The 19,977-nt window shown below is 70.1% G+C and carries 14 protein-coding genes and 1 pseudogene; 7 read left to right on the plus strand and 8 right to left on the minus strand.

Annotation, left to right across the window (positions count from 1 at the left end; genetic code table 11):
* Nucleotides 1–142: 142 nt before the first annotated feature.
* The 5 genes from ACFY6U_RS01430 to ACFY6U_RS01450 all read left to right on the plus strand — a co-directional run bounded on the left by ACFY6U_RS01430 (nt 143) and on the right by ACFY6U_RS01450 (nt 5,188).
* Complete coding sequence (locus ACFY6U_RS01430; protein WP_390034503.1) at nt 143–1,606, plus strand: benzaldehyde dehydrogenase; 1,464 nt, start codon at nt 143–145, stop codon at nt 1,604–1,606.
* 48 nt (nt 1,607–1,654) lie between these two features.
* Nucleotides 1,655–3,208 carry a carotenoid oxygenase family protein gene (locus tag ACFY6U_RS01435; RefSeq protein ID WP_390034504.1) on the plus strand — a complete coding sequence of 518 codons (1,554 nt, stop codon included), beginning with the start codon at nt 1,655–1,657 and terminating at the stop codon, nt 3,206–3,208.
* A gap of 38 nt (nt 3,209–3,246) precedes the next feature.
* Nucleotides 3,247–3,741 (plus strand): VOC family protein, encoded by a 495-nt coding sequence (locus tag ACFY6U_RS01440; protein WP_390034505.1) that lies wholly within the window; start codon nt 3,247–3,249, stop codon nt 3,739–3,741.
* 151 nt (nt 3,742–3,892) lie between these two features.
* Nucleotides 3,893–4,747: a fumarylacetoacetate hydrolase family protein gene (locus ACFY6U_RS01445; RefSeq protein ID WP_390034506.1), complete on the plus strand. Its 855-nt coding sequence runs from the start codon at nt 3,893–3,895 to the stop codon at nt 4,745–4,747.
* Between the two features lie 114 nt (nt 4,748–4,861).
* Nucleotides 4,862–5,188 carry a helix-turn-helix domain-containing protein gene (locus tag ACFY6U_RS01450; protein ID WP_390035173.1) on the plus strand — a complete coding sequence of 109 codons (327 nt, stop codon included), beginning with the start codon at nt 4,862–4,864 and terminating at the stop codon, nt 5,186–5,188.
* Nucleotides 5,189–5,744: 556 nt separating this feature from the next.
* On the opposite strand, the pseudogene ACFY6U_RS01455 reads toward ACFY6U_RS01450, so the two are convergent.
* Together ACFY6U_RS01455 and ACFY6U_RS01460 are read right to left on the minus strand one after the other, a co-directional pair.
* Nucleotides 5,745–6,263, minus strand: a pseudogene (locus tag ACFY6U_RS01455) (FAD-dependent monooxygenase); the annotation flags it as partial.
* Nucleotides 6,264–6,321: 58 nt separating this feature from the next.
* Nucleotides 6,322–6,747: an FAD-dependent monooxygenase gene (locus ACFY6U_RS01460; RefSeq protein WP_390034507.1), complete on the minus strand. Its 426-nt coding sequence runs from the start codon at nt 6,745–6,747 to the stop codon at nt 6,322–6,324.
* 1,173 nt (nt 6,748–7,920) lie between these two features.
* On the opposite strand from ACFY6U_RS01460, the gene ACFY6U_RS01465 reads away from it, so the two are divergent.
* Together ACFY6U_RS01465 and ACFY6U_RS01470 are read left to right on the plus strand one after the other, a co-directional pair.
* A complete protein-coding gene (locus tag ACFY6U_RS01465) occupies nt 7,921–8,283 on the plus strand; it encodes a hypothetical protein (protein ID WP_390034508.1) in 363 nt (120 codons plus the stop codon).
* 47 nt (nt 8,284–8,330) lie between these two features.
* Nucleotides 8,331–9,968 (plus strand): hypothetical protein, encoded by a 1,638-nt coding sequence (locus tag ACFY6U_RS01470; RefSeq protein ID WP_390034509.1) that lies wholly within the window; start codon nt 8,331–8,333, stop codon nt 9,966–9,968.
* A gap of 120 nt (nt 9,969–10,088) precedes the next feature.
* Here ACFY6U_RS01470 and ACFY6U_RS01475 read toward each other — a convergent pair whose 3' ends face one another.
* The 6 genes from ACFY6U_RS01475 to ACFY6U_RS01500 all read right to left on the minus strand — a co-directional run bounded on the left by ACFY6U_RS01475 (nt 10,089) and on the right by ACFY6U_RS01500 (nt 19,915).
* The gene (locus ACFY6U_RS01475; protein ID WP_390034510.1) at nt 10,089–12,515 is read right to left on the minus strand and encodes a SpoIIE family protein phosphatase; all 2,427 of its coding nucleotides are present in this window, start codon (nt 12,513–12,515) and stop codon (nt 10,089–10,091) included.
* Between the two features lie 74 nt (nt 12,516–12,589).
* Entirely contained in the window at nt 12,590–15,055 is a 2,466-nt protein-coding gene (locus tag ACFY6U_RS01480) for a SpoIIE family protein phosphatase (RefSeq protein WP_390034511.1), read from the minus strand.
* Between the two features lie 321 nt (nt 15,056–15,376).
* On the minus strand, nt 15,377–16,369 hold the full coding sequence (locus ACFY6U_RS01485) for a diacylglycerol/lipid kinase family protein (RefSeq protein WP_390035174.1): 993 nt from the start codon (nt 16,367–16,369) through the stop codon (nt 15,377–15,379).
* Between the two features lie 304 nt (nt 16,370–16,673).
* Nucleotides 16,674–17,351, minus strand: a complete 678-nt coding sequence (locus ACFY6U_RS01490; RefSeq protein ID WP_390034512.1) for an HdeD family acid-resistance protein — start codon at nt 17,349–17,351, stop codon at nt 16,674–16,676.
* Between the two features lie 227 nt (nt 17,352–17,578).
* Nucleotides 17,579–18,622 carry an NAD(P)-dependent alcohol dehydrogenase gene (locus tag ACFY6U_RS01495; protein ID WP_390034513.1) on the minus strand — a complete coding sequence of 348 codons (1,044 nt, stop codon included), beginning with the start codon at nt 18,620–18,622 and terminating at the stop codon, nt 17,579–17,581.
* 24 nt (nt 18,623–18,646) lie between these two features.
* On the minus strand, nt 18,647–19,915 hold the full coding sequence (locus tag ACFY6U_RS01500) for a cytochrome P450 (protein ID WP_390034514.1): 1,269 nt from the start codon (nt 19,913–19,915) through the stop codon (nt 18,647–18,649).
* Between the last annotated feature and the right edge of the window lie 62 nt (nt 19,916–19,977).

The following is a 19,977-nucleotide window of genomic DNA, read 5'->3' on the forward strand; positions in this document are numbered from 1 at the left end:
CGGCTAACTAAACTGTACCGTACAGTGCACGTCAACATGACGCCTGACATCTCCCCGATGCAAAGGGGAGTGTCCTATTTAACGAATCACCTATTCTACATTATGGGACTATGACGGCTTGTCCCGCAGAGAAGGGGCCATCATGACTTTTCTGGACGCCAGCGAATGGCAGGAGCGGATCTTCTCCGGGGAGTGGATCAAGGGGGCGGGAGAGTCGTACGACTCGACCGAGCCGGCCACCGGCAAGATGCTCGGCCGAGTCGGCTCCGCCACCCCCGCCGACCTCGAGCGGGCCGTGGAGCGAGCCGCGTCGGTGCAACGCGACTGGGCCGCACGGCCGTACAACGAGCGGGCCCAGGTGCTGCGGCGCGCGGCGCGCCTCTTCGAGGAGCACCAGGCAGAGATCGCGGAATGGATCGTGCGGGAGGCCGGCACCCTGCGACCGTTCGCCGACTTCCAGACCTCGAACGGGGCGGCCGAGGAGTGCTACGAGGCCGCCGCCCTGGCGGCAGCTCCGTACGGCGAGGTCCTGCGGTCCGTCGAGGACCGGCTGTCCTTCGCGCGGCGACGCCCGGTGGGCGTGGTCGGGGTGATCTCCCCGTTCAACGCGCCCATGGTGCTGGCCATGCGCGCCGTCGCCCCCGCACTGGCGCTGGGCAACGCGGTCGTGCTCAAGCCCGACCCGCGCACCGCCATCTGCGGCGGTGTCACCATCGCCCGGATCTTCGAGGAGGCGGGTCTGCCCGCGGGCGTGCTGCACATGCTGCCGGGCGGGGCCGACGTCGGTGCCGCGCTGGTGGACCACCCGAACGTGCCCGTCATCGCGTTCACCGGCTCCACCCGGGCCGGAAAGGCGATCGCCACCGCGGCCGCCCAGCGTCTGAAGCGGGTCCACCTGGAGCTCGGTGGCAACTCGGCGCTGATCGTCCTCGACGACGCGGACCTGGAGAAGGCCGTCTCCGCCGGTGCGTTCGGCTCCTTCCACCACGCCGGACAGGTCTGCATGGCCTCCAGCCGCCACCTGGTGCACGCCTCGGTCGCCGGGGAGTACGCCGAACTGCTGGCCCAGCACGCGAACGCCGCCCCGGTCGGCGATCCGGCCGGCGGGCAGGTCGCGCTGGGCCCGATGATCGACGAACGGCAGCTTCAGGCCGCCCACTCCATCGTCACCGACAGTGTGGCGAGCGGTGCGCGGCTGGCGGCCGGCGGCACCTACGAGGGCCTGTTCTACCGGCCGACGGTGCTGGCCGACGTGCCGCTCGACGCCCGCGCCTACGCGGAGGAGATCTTCGGTCCGGTCGCCCCGGTCGTGCCCTTCCAGGACCTCGACGAGGCCGTCCGGCTGGCCACGGACACCGAGTACGGACTGTCGCTGGGCATCCTGACCCGGGACGTGGCCAAGGGGCTGGCCCTGGCCGACCGCATCCCCACCGGGCTGGTCCACATCAACGACCAGACCGTGAACGACGAGGCGACCGTGCCGTTCGGCGGCGTGGGCGAGTCCGGCAACGGCTCCCGGCACGGCGGGACCGTCGCCAACCTCGAGGCCTTCACCGAACAGCAGTGGGTCACCGTCCGCGGCGAGATCCCCGACTACCCCTTCTGACCCGCTCTGCTCTCTCACCCCCGCTTCACCCGCACTTGGAGCATGCAGATGACCACTTCCTCGCGGCAGGGCCCCTCCCTGCCCGACCCCATGACGATCGCGCCGCGTACCACCCCGCAGCCGCCCACCCCACGGCTCGCCCAGGACGCCGCCGGCTGGGCGCCCGGCAACAAGTTCCTGGAGGGCCCGTTCACTCCCTGGACGGAGGAGGACGGCGCGTACGACCTGGAGGTGGACGGACGGATCCCGGACGACCTCGCCGGGGCGCTGTTCCGTATCTCCTCCAACCCCCGCTTCCAGCCGCGCGATCCCGACCGCTACCACTGGTGGGAGGGTGACGGCATGGTCTGCGGGATCTATCTGCGCGAGGGACGCGCGGCCTACCGCACCCGCTGGGTGATGACCGACTCCATGAAGTTCGAGGTCGAGCAGGGCGAGGCGGTCTACAGCGGATTCGCCAACGGTGGCACGGCCCACTCACTGCCCGCCGGGGCGCCGAGCGCGAAGAACGTCGCCAACACCAACGTGGGCATCTTCGACGACCACCTGCTGGTCTACTTCGAGGGCGGCCTGCCGTACTCGATGCACCCCGAGACGCTGGAGACGTACGGCACGTACGACTTCCACGGCGGCATCGACGTCCTGTGCACCGCCCACTACAAGATCGACCCCGACAGCGGCGACATGCTGTTCTTCGCCGCCACCGGGCCGACCATCACCTGGTACCGGGCGGACGTGAAGACCGGGCACGTCGTCGACAGCCACAGCTTCGACATCAAGGTGCCGGTGCTGATGCACGACTTCGCCGTCAGCGACAACTACGCGATCTTCTTCGTCACCCCGGCGCAGTTCCGCCTCGACCACATCATGCGGGGTGAGCCGGGCGTGGTCTGGGACGAGGCCTCGCTGCCGCACGGGGTGCAGATCGTGCTCATGAACCGGCGCACCCACGCCGTCAGTTGGCACGAGGCGGGCGGCCACTGGGCCAACACCCACTTCTACAACGCCTACGAGGACAACGGCCAAGTCGTCATCGACGGACACCGCATCACGCGCCTGGGCACCCCGGCCGACCGGCTGGACACTCCGGTGACGTCCCACTCCTGGTTCCCGCCGTCGGTGCCCCACCGCTGGCGTGTGGACCTGGCGACCGGACGGGCGACGGAGGAGCTGGTCGGCGGCGTGGCCGGGGAGTTCCCGAGGATCAACGACGCCTACACCGGCCGGCCGCACCGCTACGGATACTTCGTCACCACCCGTTACCTGGCCGACGACACCATGAGCGACGGTCTCGCCAAGCACGACGCCCTGCGCGACTCCACCACGGTCGTCGAGGGCCCGGACCACCTCACCAACCCCGGCGAGCCGGTCTTCGTGGCCCGCGAGAACGCGGTCGCCGAGGACGACGGCTACCTGCTCACCCTGTGGTGGAACCGCGAGACCGGCCTGAGCGAGCTCCTCATCCACGATGCCGCCGATCTACGACGCACCCCGCTGGCCCGGGTGAAGCTGCCCAGCCGCGTGCCCTTCGGCTTCCACGGCAACTGGGCCGACCACAGCACCCTCGATCAGGCCGTGGCCACCCGCGGCGACGCCAACTGATCCGTCCCTCGCCCTGCCCGTACTGAAAGGAGAACTCCATGGCCATCACCGGCCTGGGACACACCGGCTTCTGGGTGGACGACCTGGAGTCGATGCGTGACTTCTACACCCGTGTCATGGGGCTGACCGTGACCGACGAGGACGAGGAGCGGGGCATCGTGTTCCTCTCCTCCCGGCCCGAGGAGGAGCATCACGAGTTCGTCCTGCAGCGGGGCCGCACCGCCCCTGCCGGCGCCAAGCTCACCCACCAGGTGTCATGGCGGGTCGACTCCCTGGAGACGATCATCGACTTCCATCACCGGTTCCGCGCCGAAGGCATCGAGGTCCAGCAGGAAGTCACCCACGGCAACGCCATCGGCATCTACTTCTTCGACCCCGAGGGCAACCGCAACGAGGTCTACCTCCGCATCGAACGCGACGTACGCCAGCCCTTCCGCAAATCGCTCAACCTCGACCTGTCCCCGGAGGAGATCTTCGCCGAGGCCGAGCGGCTGCTGACCGAGGGCGGCCCGGCCTACCAGCCGGTCCAGTGACGGGGGCGTCCTCGCGACGCCACGCGCCCTGGGGCGACCAGCCTCGAACGCTCGTGCCCCGAGCCCTCTCCAACGTCACTCACACACCCGGGGCGTCGGCCGCTGCGCCGCCCCTTGCCGCCGTTTCGTCCACTTTCTCCGGAGAGCCATCATGAGACTGAGTACGGTCCGTCTGCCCGCCCCCGACTCCGGCGCGCAACTCACCGCTGCTGCCCGCCTGGAGGCCGATGAACTGGTCCTGCTGCCGTACCCGGACGTCGCAGCACTGCTGGCGAGCGGGGAGGACTGGCAGCAGCGCGCCGCAGCGGCCGACGGCAAGCGGGTGCCTCTGGAGGGGGCGTCCCTCGCCCCCGTCGTCCCGCACCCCAACAAGATCGTGTGCCTCGGCCTGAACTACGCCACACACATCAAGGAGATGGGCCGGCCCACCCCGACCCACCCGACGCTCTTCGCCAAGTACGACGGGTCCTTGATCGGTGCCCACGACGACGTCCATATGCCGCCGGTCAGCGACGACCTCGACTGGGAGGCCGAACTCGGTGTCGTCATCGGACGGCGAGCCAGGCACGTCGCCCGGGACGAAGCGCTCGCCTACGTGGGCGGCTACACCGTTGTCAATGACGTGACCGTGCGGGACTGGCAGCATCGCACCCGGGAGTTCCTCTCCGGGAAGACGTTCGAGGCGACCACGCCGGTCGGGCCGTCTCTCGTCACTCCCGACGAACTCCCCCCGGGAGCCTCCGGGTTGACGGTCGGCTGCAGTGTGGACGGCCACACCATGCAGAAGTCCAACACCTCCGACCTGCTCTTCGATGTCGCCACGACCATCGCCTACATCAGCACCGTCATCACGCTCCTGCCGGGTGACCTGATCGCCACCGGCACCCCGGGTGGAGTGGGGGCGGGACGCGACCCCAAGGTCTTCCTGCGCCCCGGGCAGCAACTGGTCACGTTCGTCGAGGGAGTCGGCGAGCTGCGCAACACCGTCGTCAAGGACCGGTGGTGATCTCCGCTCGCCGGGAGGTACCCGCACGGGAAAGTGTCTCCCATGTCAGGAACAGCGTCCCCCGGCTATCGGGAGCGCAACTCCACGGCCGACCGGGCCCTGGACATCCTGACCATGTTCGACGACACCCGACTTGTCATTTCCGGTAGCGCGGTCGCCGAGCGTCTGGGAGTCGCCCGTTCGACCGCCTACCGATATCTGCAGTCCCTGGTGAGCAGCAGGTTCCTGGAGGAGGCGCCGGGCGGCGGCTTCCGGCTCGGGCTGCGTGTCCTGGAGATCGGCCGGCTGGCAAGGCGCAGCTACGGACTGTCCGAGATCGCCGTTCCAGCGATGACCGAACTGTCCGACGAGGGCGCTCCGGCCCGCCCCCCTGCGCGGGGCGGGCCTGAGACAGGAACCGGGCGAGCGTCCGTGCGACGTGATCCACCTGCCCGGGGGTGAAGACGGCCGCTGTCAGCCGGTCGGGACGGACCAGGATCAGACGGCCCGGCAGTGACGCCAGGCAGGCGTCGAGCGCGCCGTCCCCATCGGCAACCGCGGCCCGTCCGCCGCGCTCACGCGGTGCACGGTCGCCGAGCACGACGTCCACGCGCCGCGCGTCGGGCAGACCGGCTGCCGAGACCAGGGTCCAGTCGTCGTCGGACAGGCCGATGCCCAACAGGCTCCAGCCCGGGCCGAGGAGATCGTCGAGGCGCGTGAGCGTGCATCCGGGGCCGCGCAGCACGACCGGCTGGTGCAACAGGGTGCCGGCCAGTGCCTGTCCAGGGCCGTCGGCCGGTACCACCGCTCCGGCCCGCACCCGGGTGTCGGCCCGGTACCGCATCTCGGTCAGGTACCGACGCCCGCGCCGGCTCCGCAGGGCCGCTCGCACGCAGAGATCCCTCACCCGGGCCCGTCTGTGATCGGTCGTCATGACGACACGGCCCAGCCGCACGGACAGCTCGATCATCGCCTGAGCATGCGGGCGGCGCTCCACGTCGTAGGTGTCGAGGAGCGTGTCGGCGGCCCGCCCGGCGAGCACTTCGGCCACCTTCCAGCACAGATTGGCGGCGTCCCGGACACCCGAGTCGAGACCCTGTCCGGCGAAGGGCGGCATCATGTGCGCCGCGTCGCCGAGCAGGCAGCAGCGGCCGTCGCGCAGCCGCTCGGCCAGCAGTGCGTGGAAGGTGTAGGCGACCGCGCGCTCGACCTGTGGCGAGGTGATGTCCCGATACGGGCGCAGCAACTCCCGTACCAGGCCGAAGGGCACCGCGCCGCCGGGGGCGCAGTCGCCCTGGCGCAACCGGAACTCGTATCGGCACCGCCCCTCGCGCCCGGGCACGATGACGAGGGGCCGGTCAGGGTCGCCGACGTGCATGCCGTAACGCTCGTCGTGCGGATCCTCGAGAGTGTCGACGACGAGCCAGACGTCGTCGGGATAGCTGCGTCCGCGCATCGGGACGGACAGCTGTTCCCGCACGGTACTGCGGCCTCCGTCGCACGCCAGGACGTAGGCTGCCTCGATCTGCCGCGTCACCTCGGCACTGCCACCTCACCGGTTGCCAGGGTGGCCCGCACGCGGTCGGGATACCGGCTCAGTTCCACGAGGCGGGTCCCGAAGCGAACGTCGACGTGCGGGAAGCGGTCGAGAGCGGAGCGCAGGACGCGCTCGAGATCGGCTGGGCGAACGGATTCTTGAACGGGTGCCCGTACCGCCGCTCTCCGGTGCCGCGGGCATGGACGAGCGGTCGTCCGCCGACTCCGTAGTACCTCGTGCCCGTCCCCGGCACGATGATCGGGTGGACGGCTTCGTCCAGGCCGGCCAACTGCAGTGTGCGGAGCGACTCGTCGTCCAGACTGATCGCCTTCGCGTCATCGCTCGTGGTCGCGTGACGCTCTACGACCAGCACGCGCACACCGAGCGCGCCCAGGAGGTCGGCCGCGGTCAGCCCGACCGGTCCCGCGCCGACGACGAGCACCAGTGGCGCCGCGCCGGACGACGCCGGGGGTGGTGTAGCCATGGAGGGGCCTTTCGGGAGTGTGAGCCGAACGTGCGGTCGTTCTGTCTGGGCGAGGACCTGCTGGGCCCTGGTCGAGGTGGATCGTCTGCGGGAACGGGAGGGTGAGCTTCGCCCCGCACGGTCGTCCGGCCACGCCGGATCGACACGGCCCCCCTGTAGAAGTGGCGCCGCCAGGTCCTCGACCTGGAATCTGCCTCCCAGACCAGCGACGCTCACCTTGTCTCTATTATCAGGACCCGTGCCACACATATCGAGACACTAGGACCCGGCTCCTTCTCTTGACAACCCCCAACCCTCGGCACGGCCGCAGGTGGCTCCAACGCGAAAACGGGGCCGACGGCGGAACGGTCCGCGCCCCGAGGCACCCGGCACCGGACACAGAAGACGGCTCCGCCCCGGTAGCGCACATCGGGGCCGAGCCATCAGAACGCGCGCGCTTCCCCGAGAAGGCGAACTCTCACGCCCTCGCCACAAGCGGCGCGCGCGGCCGGCCACGAACACCACCCCGGCTCCGACGGCGACCACCAGAGCCGCTCGGCCGGCGGCGGTGTGCCGCGCCAGTCTCGCGGTGACACATGTGTCGTTCACCGCAGGAGGCACACCCGGGCGCCACTGGATGCCACTTCAAGCGCGCCCCCGGACGGCGGCACCCGCGAAAAACCATGACGCGCAGGTCTTGACGCGCAATATGAACTGAACCGTACAGTTCATCATCCGATGCGTCCCACGACGGTCGCCCCAGCTCAACCGAGGAAACACGCCGATGTCCGCCACCCGGTCCGGCCCGAACCCCACGTGGCCCGCCGAAGACACCGAAGGCACCGCCTCCGCGAAAGCACTCCGGCGTGCCTCACGACGACCACCTTCCTCGTCGAGCCCGTGGCCCTGGACTTCGGCTGGTGCCAGTCACACGCCTTGGCGATCGTCAGTGCCCCGACCATGCTCGCTCGCGCTTCCCCTCCCCGGGCGCCGGGTCGGCCCCTGGGGCACGCGGACCATCGCTGCAGTGGGCACCGCCCTTCACGCCACCGCGCTCGTCGCAGTCGTCGGCGCCAACGCCGCGTCAACGCGAGGTCGTCTCCGAGTGGTTCCCCGCGCACCGCGGTTCGGGCCACTCCCCCACTCCGACCGCCCTCGGTACTGCGATTCACTCACCTACCAGGAGAAGACCCGATGCGTCACAGACCCGACCCGTCCGCGTTCCCGGCTCACCGCGACACACAGAGAGGTTCATCGGCTCTGCAACACGCACGGCAGCAGGCCCTGCGACTGGACCGGGCCTTTCTGACGTCGAACGCGATCGGCTTCACCGTCACGTTGGTTCTGGGCGCGACGGCCGGCGATCTGTTGGCCCTTCGGCTGCCCGGCACGCACGTGACCGTGGGGCTGCTGCTCTCCCTGGCCCAGGTGGCCTTGCTGCTGGTGACAGCCCGGCGCTTCGACCGGCGCTGCACCCGTCTGCTGGACCCCTGGCAGCAGGCGTACGGGCAGTCCGGTGCGGGAGCGGCCAACGGCGGTACGGGGGGCACGAGATGACCGGCGGGACGTTGCACATGGCCGTTTCCGGCAGCCCGAATCATGTCTTGATCGGCTTCATGCTGTTCATGATGCTGACCCTCTTCCTGACGGTCTTCTCCAGCCCGGACGAACACACCGCACGGGAGTTCTACACCGGCGACCGAACACTGCCGGCGTGGAAGAGCGCGATGGCGCTGGCCGGAAGCTTCACATCGACAGCCCTGCTGCTCACCGTCACCGGTGTGGTGGCGACCGCGGGCTTCGACGGCATCACCACGGCCACCAGCATGTTCCTCTCTCTCGGGGTGCTCCTTCTCCTCGCCCGGCCGATCCAGCTGAGCGGCGCCTGCACGCTGGGCGAGCTCCTGTCCCTACGGGTGCCCGGAACGGCTCCCCGGATCGCCGCCGCGGTTGCCACACTCGCCATGGCAGGACCGTTCCTGGTCGTGCAGCTGACGGCCGCGGGCAATATCACCGCCTCCCTGCTCGGTTTCACCGGGATCGGCGTCCAGAAGATCTGCACGGTACTGATCGGCTGTCTGGTCGTCGTCTGCGGTCTGCTCAGCGGCGCCAAGGGGCTCACCTCAGTGCAGGTAATGGCAGTCACGGTGATCGGCACGGCGATCTTCGTGATGTGCGCGTACGCCGTCCGGGCGTTCCACGGCGACGTCGACACCCTGATCGGCGCCGCCGCCCAGGGCAGTGCCCATCCGGGCCGGTACCTGTCCCCCGGCGGCACGATCGGCATCGGGAGCAGTTCACGCCTCGACTTCGCCGGAGGTCAGCTCGCGCTGGTCCTGGGCAGCGCCTGCATGCCGCACGTCCTGAGCCGGGTCTACGCGATGAAGGACCCAGCCACCGCTCGACGTTCCATCCGATACGCGGCCGGCATCGTCGCCGTGCTGTGCGCCGCGTCGGTACTGCTGGGATTCACGGCCGCGGCACGGATCGGCACGCGTGAGATCTTCAGCGGGCAAGCGCACTCCGACGGCGCGCTGATGCTCCTCGCACGGAGCCTGACAGGGGGTACGGGGAACGGGTTCGGCGAGCTGATGTTCGCCGCTGTGGCCTGTGCCCTGTTCCTTTCCATTCTGTCGGTCGTCGGCGGCACCACACTGGCCGCTGCCGGCGCCCTGGCCCGGGACTCCTACCCCTACGTCGCGCGGCACAAGCGGTCAGGTCCGTCGGACGAGGTGTTCACCGCCCGTATCGCCGTGGCGCTCTTCGGCGCCCTGGGCATCGCGACCGCGGTGTTCCTCCAGGGTCACTCCGTCGGCTTCCTGGCCCAACTCGCCACCACCGTAGCCGCGTCGAGCGTCACACCGGCCCTGCTGTACACCTTCCGCTGGCGCCGCTTCAACCGGACGGGGCTGCTGTGGGCGGTCTACGGTGGAACGACGCTGCCGATCGGCCTGTACCTGTTCTCCACTGCCGTGTCGGGCAGCCCGACGGCACTGATCCCGACCGCCGACTTCGCATGGTTCGGCCAGAGCAGCCCAGCCATGGTCTCCGTACCCGGGGCCTTCCTGCTGGGGTGGGTGGGCAGCCTGGTGGGACGGCGCCGCGGCGGACGGACCCAGGCTCCGGAGGAGGATCCGCTCGCCGTCGACGCACTCCTGTTGACCGGTCGGCCGCTCGCATCCCGCGCTGTCACCCCCCAGAATCCCTCCACACCCCTCCCCGGAATGCACCGACCACTGTGACGTTCCCCGGGCTCGGGGTCGGCGCGGTGGAAGCGCTCGAAGACGAGCTCGGCCTCGGCGGGTGCGAGGCCCGGCCCTTCGTCCGCCACCTCGATCACGCCGATCGGAAGGTGGGCGTGATCAGTGAGCGCACGCGATGGGCTGTTCGGACCAGATGGTCTTGTGGTTCTGGCCATGGCGGCAGCCCCAGCGGTCGGCGAGCTGGGCGACGAGGAACAGGCCGCGTCCGCCCTCGTCGGTGGTGCGAGCGCGGCGCAGGCGGGGTTGGGCGCTGTTGGAGTCGCTGACCTCACAGACCAGAACGTGGTCGCGGATCAGTCGCAGCTCCGCCGGCGGACGGCCGTAGCGGATCGCGTTGGTGACCAGTTCACTGACGATGAGTTCGGTGGGGAAGAAGAGGTCGTCCAACCCCCATGCGAGCAGTTGGCGGGTCGCCCATGCCCGGGCCTCGGAGACGGCGGCGGGATCGGCCGGTATCTGCCAGTGAGCGGTGTCCTGTGCGTGTATGGCGCGGGTGCGGGCCAGCAGGAGGGTCGCGTCGTCCCGCGGTGCCTCGTCCACCAGATCGTCGAGGAGGGCCCTGCCGGTCTCGTCCAGAGCGCGGTCGGGGCGGCAAGACGTGGCGAGCGCATCGGTCAGCCGCCGGAGCCCGTCGTCGATGTCGTGGGCGCGTCGGTGGACCAGGCCGTCGGTGTAGAGCGCGAGGACGCTGCCCGGCTCGAGGCCGATCGTGGTGGTCTCGTACGGCATGCCGCAGACGGCGAGGGGTGGCCCCGGGAGGATGCCGACGGCTTCGGCGGTTCCGTCGGGCCGGACGAGCACGGGCGGTGGGTGCCCGGCACTGGCCATGGCGCAGCGTCGGGTGACCGGGTCGTAGACCGCGTAGAGGCAGGTGGCGCCCATGACGTCGTGGCTGCCGGGTGATGCTTCCGCTGCGAGGCGCTGGACCAGGTCGGCGATCCGGGTGAGCAGTTCGTCCGGCTCCAGTTCGAGGTCGGCGAGTGTCTGGATGGCGGCGCGCAGGCGGCCCATGGTGGCGCTTGCGGGGATGCCATGGCCGATCACGTCTCCGGCGACGAGGGCCAGCCGGAGAGAGGGCAGGCTGATCGCGTCGTACCAGTCGCCTCTGGTGCCCGCTCCACGGCCTGTTGGCAGGTAGACGCCGGCGGTCTCGGCTGCCGGGGTGTCGGTCGTGGCGGGCGGAAGCAGGCTCTGCTGCAGGGCCATGGCCGCTCTGTGCTCGCGGGTGTAGCGGCGGGCGTTGTCCATGGCGAGCGCACCCCGTGAGGCGATCTGCCGCATAAGGTCCACCTCGTCCGGGGTGAACGGTTCGGACAGGCCGGTGCGCCAGATCACGATCGCGCCGAGGGTGAGGCCGCGGGCGTACAGCGGTGCCGCCATGACCGTATGGGCGTCGGGCGGAAGGAACTGCTCGACCGGCTGCCGGCCGCCGATCAGCGCGACGAAGTCGTCCGGCCCGTAGACGACCGTCTCGCCATGCTGGAAGCGGCGCAGGAGCGGGTGGTCGGACAGGGGTGGGACGAGGTTGCCGCTCCTGATGCCGGCCGGCCACGCTGCAGTGGCCGGCACCAGAGCCGCCACGCGCAGTTGCAGATCTCCTCCGCCCAGCCGCTCGGGGGGTTCGTCACCGTCGAAGACGGCCTGCGCAAGGTCGACTGCGGCCAGATCCCCGAAGGCGGGTACGAGTACGCCCGCGAGGTCGTGCGCGGTTCGCATGACGTCCAGGGAGCCTCCCACACGCTCGGCAACCTCGCGGGCGAGATCCAGTTGTCGGCGGGCACGCAGTTGGTCCGTGTCGTCTATGTACAAAGTCGCGACCCCCGCGGGGCGTCCTCGTGCGTCCTCCAGACGGAAGGCGGACAGCGACAGCGCGTGCCGCCGCATCGCATGGTCCCGCCAGCTCACGTGCTGCTTCCTGCCGAGCACCGGGACGCCCGTCTCGAGGACCTGGCGCAGTACCGCCTCGATGCTCTCGGCGTCCTCGGCGCACAGCACGTCGTGCAGCCGGGTGCCCGGCTGTACGGGACGGCCGTCGAGCGTGTCCGGCATGGCGTTCGTCTGCACAGTGGTGAGGTCCGTGTCGTGCAGAGCGATCGTGATCCGGTTCTGTGCGGTCAGTGCGCGCAGGAGCGCTGCGCCGTGTTGATGGTCGGCGGCGTGCAGGGTGGGGGCCGCGAGCACGAGGACGTCCGTCGAGCCGCTCACCCGCGTGGTCCGGAAGGTGACGTCGACCGTGTTGCCGCACCGGTGCCGCAGTCGTACCCGGCCGGTCGCCGGCACTTGCGTGGCCCTGCGCAGGTCGTGCGGAAGGTCGGCCACCAGTTCCCGCAGGGGGCGGCCGTGGACCTCGTCGGCGCGGAACCCGGTCAGGTCCTGTGCTGTCCCGGTCCACCCCACGACCGCGCCTCGATCGTCGAGCACGGCGGCGGCCAGACCGTCGAAGGCGTAGGGGCCGGCGCCGGAGACGCCCGTCGCTTCTTGGGAGGCGCCTGCCGAGTCGGCGTTTTCACCATTCGATGCGTCCATGTCTGTCGCTTCCTTTGCGAGAGCCCGCGGCTCCGGGAGGGGGGATCCTGTGGTGGCCGTCGGCCACTGACGCGTCAGAGGGCGCCGGCTGTGGAGGGCAGGTCCTGTTCGGCCCAGACGACCTTGCCGTCTGCTGCGGAGCGGGAACCCCACCTGCGCGACAGCCGAGCCACCAGGTAGAGGCCGCGGCCGTGCTCGTCGAGCGTGCGGGGATGGCGTGGGCGTGGCTGGCCGGTGCTGGTGTCGGAGACTTCACAGGTCAGCACCCGGTGCTGGATGAGCCGTAGGCGGCTCGGGCCGTCTCCGTGGCGGATCGCGTTGGTGACCAGTTCGCTGACGATCGACTCCATGGGCGTCACGAGCGGCTCCAGACCCCACTCCCTGAGCTGACGGGCGGCCAGGTGCCGGGCTGTCGGGACGGTGACGAGTTCGTTCGGCAGGTCCCAGGAGGCGACCTGGGCGGGTTGCAGTGCGCGGGTCCGCGCAAGGAGCAGGGTGACGTCGTCGGCCGGTGCCTGGGTCGGCAAGGTCTCCATCGCCCGGGAGCACAGGTCCTCCAGAGAGGCACCGGGCTGTGCCAGGGCGGCACCCAGTCGCCGCAGGCCGACGTCGATGTCCTCGTCGCGGGACTCCACCAGGCCGTCGGAGAAGAAGGCGAGGACACTTTCCTCAGGTAGTTCCAGTTCCACGGACTCGAAGGGCACGAGGCCGAGACCGAGGCCGAGCGGGGCTCCTGCGGGCAGGTCGGGAATGGTGACCTTGCCCTGCGCGTCGACGATCAGGGGTGGGGGATGCCCGGCCCGCGCCATCGTGCACCGTCGGGTGACCGGGTCGTAGACGGCGTACAGACAGGTGGCACCCACCACCGCGGGGACCGGGTCGGAGACGTCGGCGTCCTCGTCGTTGAGTCGCCGGACCGTGTCGTCGAGGTGCGCCAGTAGTTCGTCGGGGGGCAGGTCGAGGTCGGCGAGCGTTCGCACGGCGGTGCGCAGCCTGCCCATGGTCGCCGCGGCGTTGATGCCGTGTCCCACCACATCGCCGACGACGAGGGCCACCCGGGCGCCGGACAGCTCGATCACGTCGAACCAGTCACCCCCCACCCCGTGGTCCATGTCGGCCGGTACGTAACGTGAGGCGACCTCGACGGCGGCACTGCCCTGCACCCGATGAGGGAGCAGGTCGCGTTGCAGTGTGAGGGCGGCGGTGCGCTCGCGCGCGTACTGGAGCGCGTTGTCCAGGCACAGCGCGGCCCGCGTGACCAGTTCCTCGGCGAGGAGCAGGTCGTCCTCCTGGAACGGCGTCTGTTCCACGGAGCGGCCGAACAGCGCCAGTCCCAGTACGCAGCGCCGGGCACGGATGGGGACGACCATCAAGGAGTGGACGCCGCTGTCGCGTACCTTCTGCGCCCGCACCGGGTCGTGGTCGACCCAGGGGCCGGCATGGGTGTCCAGCACCGGCTGCAGGTACGACCGGCCGGTGCGCATGGCGGCGGAGAACGGAGACTCCGGGTGGGGGTGGACCACCTCTTCGCGCGCCCACGGCAACTCCAGGAGACCCAGGTCGACGGAGGCCAGACCGGCGCGGCGCAGCAGTGGCGGGCGGCCACTCGTCGTGGCGGTCCGTGCCGACGGTTCGACGATGAACGGAACCGACTCCACCAGATCGACGAGGGCGTGGTCGGCCAGCAGGGGCACCGCGAGCTCTGCAAGTTCCTGCCCGGTCCTCATCACGTCGAGGGTGCTCCCGATGTGCGTGCTGGCCTCGCTGAGGATGGCGAGGCGCTCCCGCGCCCGCCGGTTCCCGGTGACGTCCACGGTCATGGAGCACACGCCCAGTGGCGTGCCGTCAGCGCCCTGGAGGCAGAAGAACGAGGCCGAGAACGCGTGCTCACGGGGCCGGTCCGCAGACGGCCACGCACGGTACTCGTGCACCGTCGTGGTGCCGCTCTCCAGCACCTGCTGCATCACCACCTCGAGCGCTTCGGCCTCGACGGCGGGCAGCGAGCCCTTCAGACCGCGCCCGAAGCGTCGGTGACAAGGAACGCCGTCGTGACGCTCCATGGCGTCGTTCACCCACACACAGCGCAGCTGCGGGTCATAGACGACGATGCCGATCGGCGCGCGGGCAAGGAGCGACTCCCGCACCGGTCCGCTGCCGGTTGCCCCCGAGGACAGGGAACCTATGTCCGTCACGGACACCAGCCACCGGGTGCCGGCGTCCTGCCCTCGCAGCAGCGAGACCCGCAGCGTCATCCTGAGCGTCTGGCCGTCGCGGTGGCGTATCGCCGCGGTGCCGGACCAGCCACCCCGCGCACGGCACTGCTCGGCGAACGCCGAGGCCCTCCGCGCCTCCTCGGGAGGCGGCAGCACGTGTGCGGCGGACCGGCCCACCACCTCCCCGGCCGGGTAACCGACGAGTTGCTGAGCGGCATGCGTCCACCCCACCACGGTGCCCTCGGCATCGAGCATCGCTATCGCCGCGTCGGGCATCTCGCGGGGGCTCACCGGTTCGGTGAGGAGGGTGTGGTCAGTGTTGGTCATCGCGGGTCTGTCCCATCGGTGCGGAAGTGAGAGCGCAGGCACTCGGCCCGGCGGCCCTGTGTGCAGCCGTGGTGAACGGCGTCGTCCCGGTGAGCGGCACACGATGCGGCATGAGTCACAGTGAGTAAAATGCCCATTTCTGATGAAATAGTCAGATGTAATGCCTCGCACGTCAAGCCCCTCACACATGATCGAATAATCAGATACGCGGGTTGCGGCTCACGGGGCTTTGACTGTCGGCACGTCGACGCCGGTCGGCGAGATGGGCGCCGACCGGTCGGGGGCATGTGGTGTGGCGGCCGGGAAAAGCTCGCCCGAGGCTCACACCACCCGCCCGATGGCGGCCCAGCCCGGCGGTCGTCGGGCGGGCCCGGTGCCGCGACCACGTCGGGGGACCCACACCCGGAGCGCCCGAGGACTGATGCGGCACCGCACGGGAGTCGGCAGGCTGACAGCTTCGCCGTCCAGCCCGGCGGGGAGGGCCGGGACGTCGGCATGGACGACGACGTCGTCGGGCGTGGCGAGACGGGTGAAGCCGTGCGGTTGCCCGCTGCGCAGCCTCATGGCCGTCTCGGCGGGTGTCTCCGCCCTGACGGCCAGTACTCCCAGGAGACCCGAGTCGAGCTGCGCCCGCCTGCCTGGCCCGGCCGGGTCGTCCACTTGGTAGGGGTTGTTGCTCACCAGCACGGCATCCGGCCCGTCAACGGTGACCGCGCCGGTGCGGACCACCAGCTCCGGTCCCTCGTGGCGGGCCAGGAATTCCGGGAGGATGCGCACTGCCGTGCCAAGCTTGTCGTCCCGGTAAGCCGGGTCCTGCACAAGGGCGGCATAAGCACCGAACGAGACGTTGTTGACGAACGCCCGCTCGCCCGCGTATCCCAGATCCACGCGCAGCTCGACGCCGTCCGTCAGGGCCTCCAACGCGGCCGAAGGGTCCTCACGGTCCAGACCGAGATCCATCGCGAAGTGGTTGCGGGTACCCGCCGGAACGACCACGAAGGGCAGGCCGCTGTCGGCGGCCACCTCGGCGACGAGCGCCTGTGTACCGTCTCCGCCTGCCACGCCGAGCAGATCCGCACCCTCGTCCACCGCGCGTCGGGCGACCGTCGCCAGGTCCTGGGTCAGGGAATGATCGATCAGGAACACCTGGGCTCCGAGCGTGCGGGCGCGTTCCGCGATCCCGAACCGGCCGGCTTTCCCTCCCCCCGAACGTGGATTCACGATCAGACAGGGCCGCCGCGCGCCGGTCGTCGGGCGTGGCGCGTTCTCGCTCACGGTACGTGCCCGAAAGCCGTACGCATCAGCCGAGCGCATCTCACTGGCGACAGCGGGTCTGCCGCGCTCACGCCCGCAGTTGACGGCTCCGTCCCGCACCGGGCCGACGGTCCGGCCATTGCGCCTGCGGCCACCTCCACCATGACACTTCCTTCGACAGTTACGGCCTACGGAGTCAGCTTGCAGCTCGGCCCGGGGATCCGCGCCTGGGAGAAGGCGGTGCCCGGAACGCCTTCAGCACCGCCGTGCCGGCGCCGTCTCCCCTACCTGCGTGCCCGGGGCCGGACTGGCGCACGGACCAGGACGAGGCCGCGGACGCGCGCTCACGGTCCGGCTCCGCCGGTCAGTGCTGGGGGTGCGGACCCGGGTGGAACAGGGGGCGCCGCTGGGGGGCCGTGCCGGCAGCCAGATGGCCGATCTCGACGCGTGTCCTGATGGCACGGACCACTTCGGTCAGGCCGACGACGATGGCCATGACGCCCACTACCAGAGTGAGTGTCGCGATGGAGGCGAACGGCATGACGATCATCACGATGCCGGCCATGGTGCCGATGATGCCGAAGGCCACGTGCCAGCCGCGCGCCGGCGTCGTCTGATCGGAGGCCGCCGCGACCGTCTCCAAGGTGCCCCGAAGCAGCCAGCTGAAGCCGATCCACAGGGCGAGCAGAAAGACCGACTCCAGGGGGCCCCGGAAGCAGACCAGTCCCAACAGGACGGAGGCCGCGCCGGAGATGAAGTGCAGTGCGCGAAGGTGCCGGGGGACGTGGGTGCCGAAGGCGGCGGCGAGTTGGAAGACACCGGTGGCCAGCAGGTAGACACCGAAGAGCACGCCGACGACGCGCAGCGTCTCGCCCGGCCAGACCAGGGCGATGACGCCCAGGGCAATGGTGGCGAGGCCCATGGTGAGCAGGATCTGCCAGCCGGCGTTCGCCAGGGCGGCGATGCCTTCGGCCGCAGGACCCTCTTGCGGCTCGGTGCCACGTGGCGGAACGGAACCGGGGGAATCGGAAGGAGATGTCATGGCACCTACCTCCTTCTGTGAGCAGCGAGCAGCGTGGTCACGTCACTACATGTCCATCGTCACCCGATCGGCCTCATGTCGCTCGGCGGGAAGGGTAGGGGGCCGTGGCAGATGAGGTGTTCCGGGCAAGCTCCTCCCTCCTGCGGAGCCGGGGTGCGTTTCCGCCGGACCGCCCGATGCCGGCGGCCAGGCACCGTCGTGGTGTCCGTTCGGGTTGACGACGGCATTCACGCGTGAGGGGTGATGACGGCGCGTCCTTGGATCCTGCCGTCGTGCAGCAGCTGGTATGCCTCGTTGGCGCGTTGCAGGGGGAAGTGCTCGACCAGCATGTTGATCTTTTCCTGCTGGGCGAGGGTGATCACTTCCATCAGTTCGGTGAGGGAACCCCAGTAGGGCGAGGCGACCGAGCACTCGTGCGGTGGGGTGGAGAAGTTGACGGGCAGGGCTCCGCCGCCGAGGCCGACGATGGTCAGGTGGCCGAGCATCCTGGCCACCTGTGCAGCCAGACGCAGCGTCGGGTCCACGCCGACCATGTCCAGTACGAGCTGAGCTCCCTGCTGCGCCGTCATGTCCTTGATGCGTGCGATCGCCTCGTCGCCCGACAGAAGCGCCTCGTCGGCCCCGATGCGCCTGGCCGTTTCGAGCTTTTTGGCGTCGGTGTCCACGGCGACGACGGTGGTCGCCGCGCTGAGCGCGCGCAGGATCTGGATGGTCATCTGGCCCAGGCCGCCCACCCCGATCACGACGGCGGTCGAGCCCGGTCCCAGCAGGTGCAGCGACCGTTTGACGGCGTGGTAGCTGGTCAGTCCGGCGTCGCTGAGCGGGGCGGCCTGGCGGGGATCGAGGTCGCCGAGCGGAATCAGGTAGCGCGCCGCCGGGACCAGCAGGTACTCCGCCATGCCGCCGTCGTGACCACCGCCCAGGCCCGGTCCCTGACCACGCAGGTTCTGGCAGTAGTTCTCCTGACCCTTACGGCAGTTGGCGCAGTTGCCGCAGCCCCAGGAACCGTAGACGATCACCGGGTCTCCAGGCTGGACCCCGGTGACGCCCGGTCCCAGCCGTTCCACCCATCCCGCGTTCTCATGGCCGAGCGTGAAGGGCGGGGTCGTGAAGCCGGGCAGCGGTGCGGGTGCCTGCATGATGTGCAGATCGGAGTGACAGGCGCCGGCACCTGCGACCTTGAGCAGGATCTGCCCCGGTCCGGGCTCGGGTACCGGCACCTCGCGCAGCTCGGGCGGCTGCCGCCACTCGACGAGTTGAAAGGCTCGCATTGCGATCCCTCAGGCACACCCTGGTCAGTCGCGGATGCCGTCGATGTCGACGAGGACGTGTCGCGGGCCGCGGAAGATCTGGTTGTGCCGGTACGGCGGCGGGTCCTCGACGAGCCGGGGGTTCTGCACCCGGCGGACGAACTCGCCCACCGCCGTCTGGACCTCGAGCCGCGCGAGCGGAGCGCCGAAGCAGAAGTGGATGCCCTGACTGAACCCGAGGTGCTGGTTGTCGCGACGCTCGAGATCGAGTTCGTCGGGATCGGCGAACCGGTCCGGGTCGCGGTTCGCCGAGCCGTACGCCAGGAAGATCGGCGCCCCCTTCGGGATGGTGGTGCCGGCGATGTCGATGTCCTCCACGGCGGAGCGGGTGTGCCAGAACTGGACCGACGACTCGAAGCGCAGCAGTTCCTCCACCGCGGGCACGATCAGCTCGGGCCGGCGGCGCAGCTTTTCCAGCGCGCCGGGGTGCCGCAGCAGGGTGAGCACGCTGTGGGCGATGAGATTGACCGTGGTTTCGTGTCCCGCGAAGATCAGGAGCAGGGCGTTGCTCGCGAGGACGCCCTTGGACATCGGTCCTTCCGGGCTGTCGTCGTGCACCATGGCTGAGAGCATGCCGGGGCCGGGCTCCCGGGCGTACCGGTCGAGCAGATCGGCTGCGAACTGCCCGAATTCCTGCACGGCCCGCCGTCCCCCGGCCTGTCGGCTCTGGATCTCCTCGGAGCCGGCCTCGGGGCCGAAGTCCAGGGCGTCCAGGGCCGTCTCGACCCAGTGGTGGAAGCGTGGCTCGTCCTCCAGTGGCACGCCCAGCACCTTGCAGATCACGGTTACCGGCAGGGGGTAGGCGAAGTCGTCGACGGCGTCGATCCGGTTCTTGCCCCTCATGTCGTCCAGCAGTCCGTCGACGATGCGGCGGATGTCGGGCTGCAGGTCGGTGATCAGGTGAGGCGTGTGGGGCGGGCCGACGAAGTGCGGCATCATCAGCCGGCGGTCCCGGTCGTGCTCGGGGGGATCACAGGTGATGATGTTCGGCTCGGTCAGCACTGCCCTGATCGGTTCGGCCGCCGGATCCGCCGAGCCCTCCTCCAAGGCCGCGGCCGGGCCAGGACGCTTGCGCGGGTCCGAACTGACCCGGGGGTCGTGCAGCAGCTCGACGATCTCCCGGTAGGTGCTGACCACATAGGTGCCGTCCGGCTGCCGCGCGACCGGTTCCTTGCGCAGTTCCTCGTAGAAGGGGTACGGATTGGCGCGGTTGGCATAACGGAGGGCCTGCTGCCAGGGGGTTTCCTCGACCACGAGGCTCCCCTCCTTCTTCCTGTCGGTGCTGTCCGCCGGCGCACGTGACCCGGCGGCCCGGG

The organism is Streptomyces sp. NPDC013157 (assembly GCF_042899865.1).
Lineage (GTDB): Bacteria > Actinomycetota > Actinomycetes > Streptomycetales > Streptomycetaceae > Streptomyces.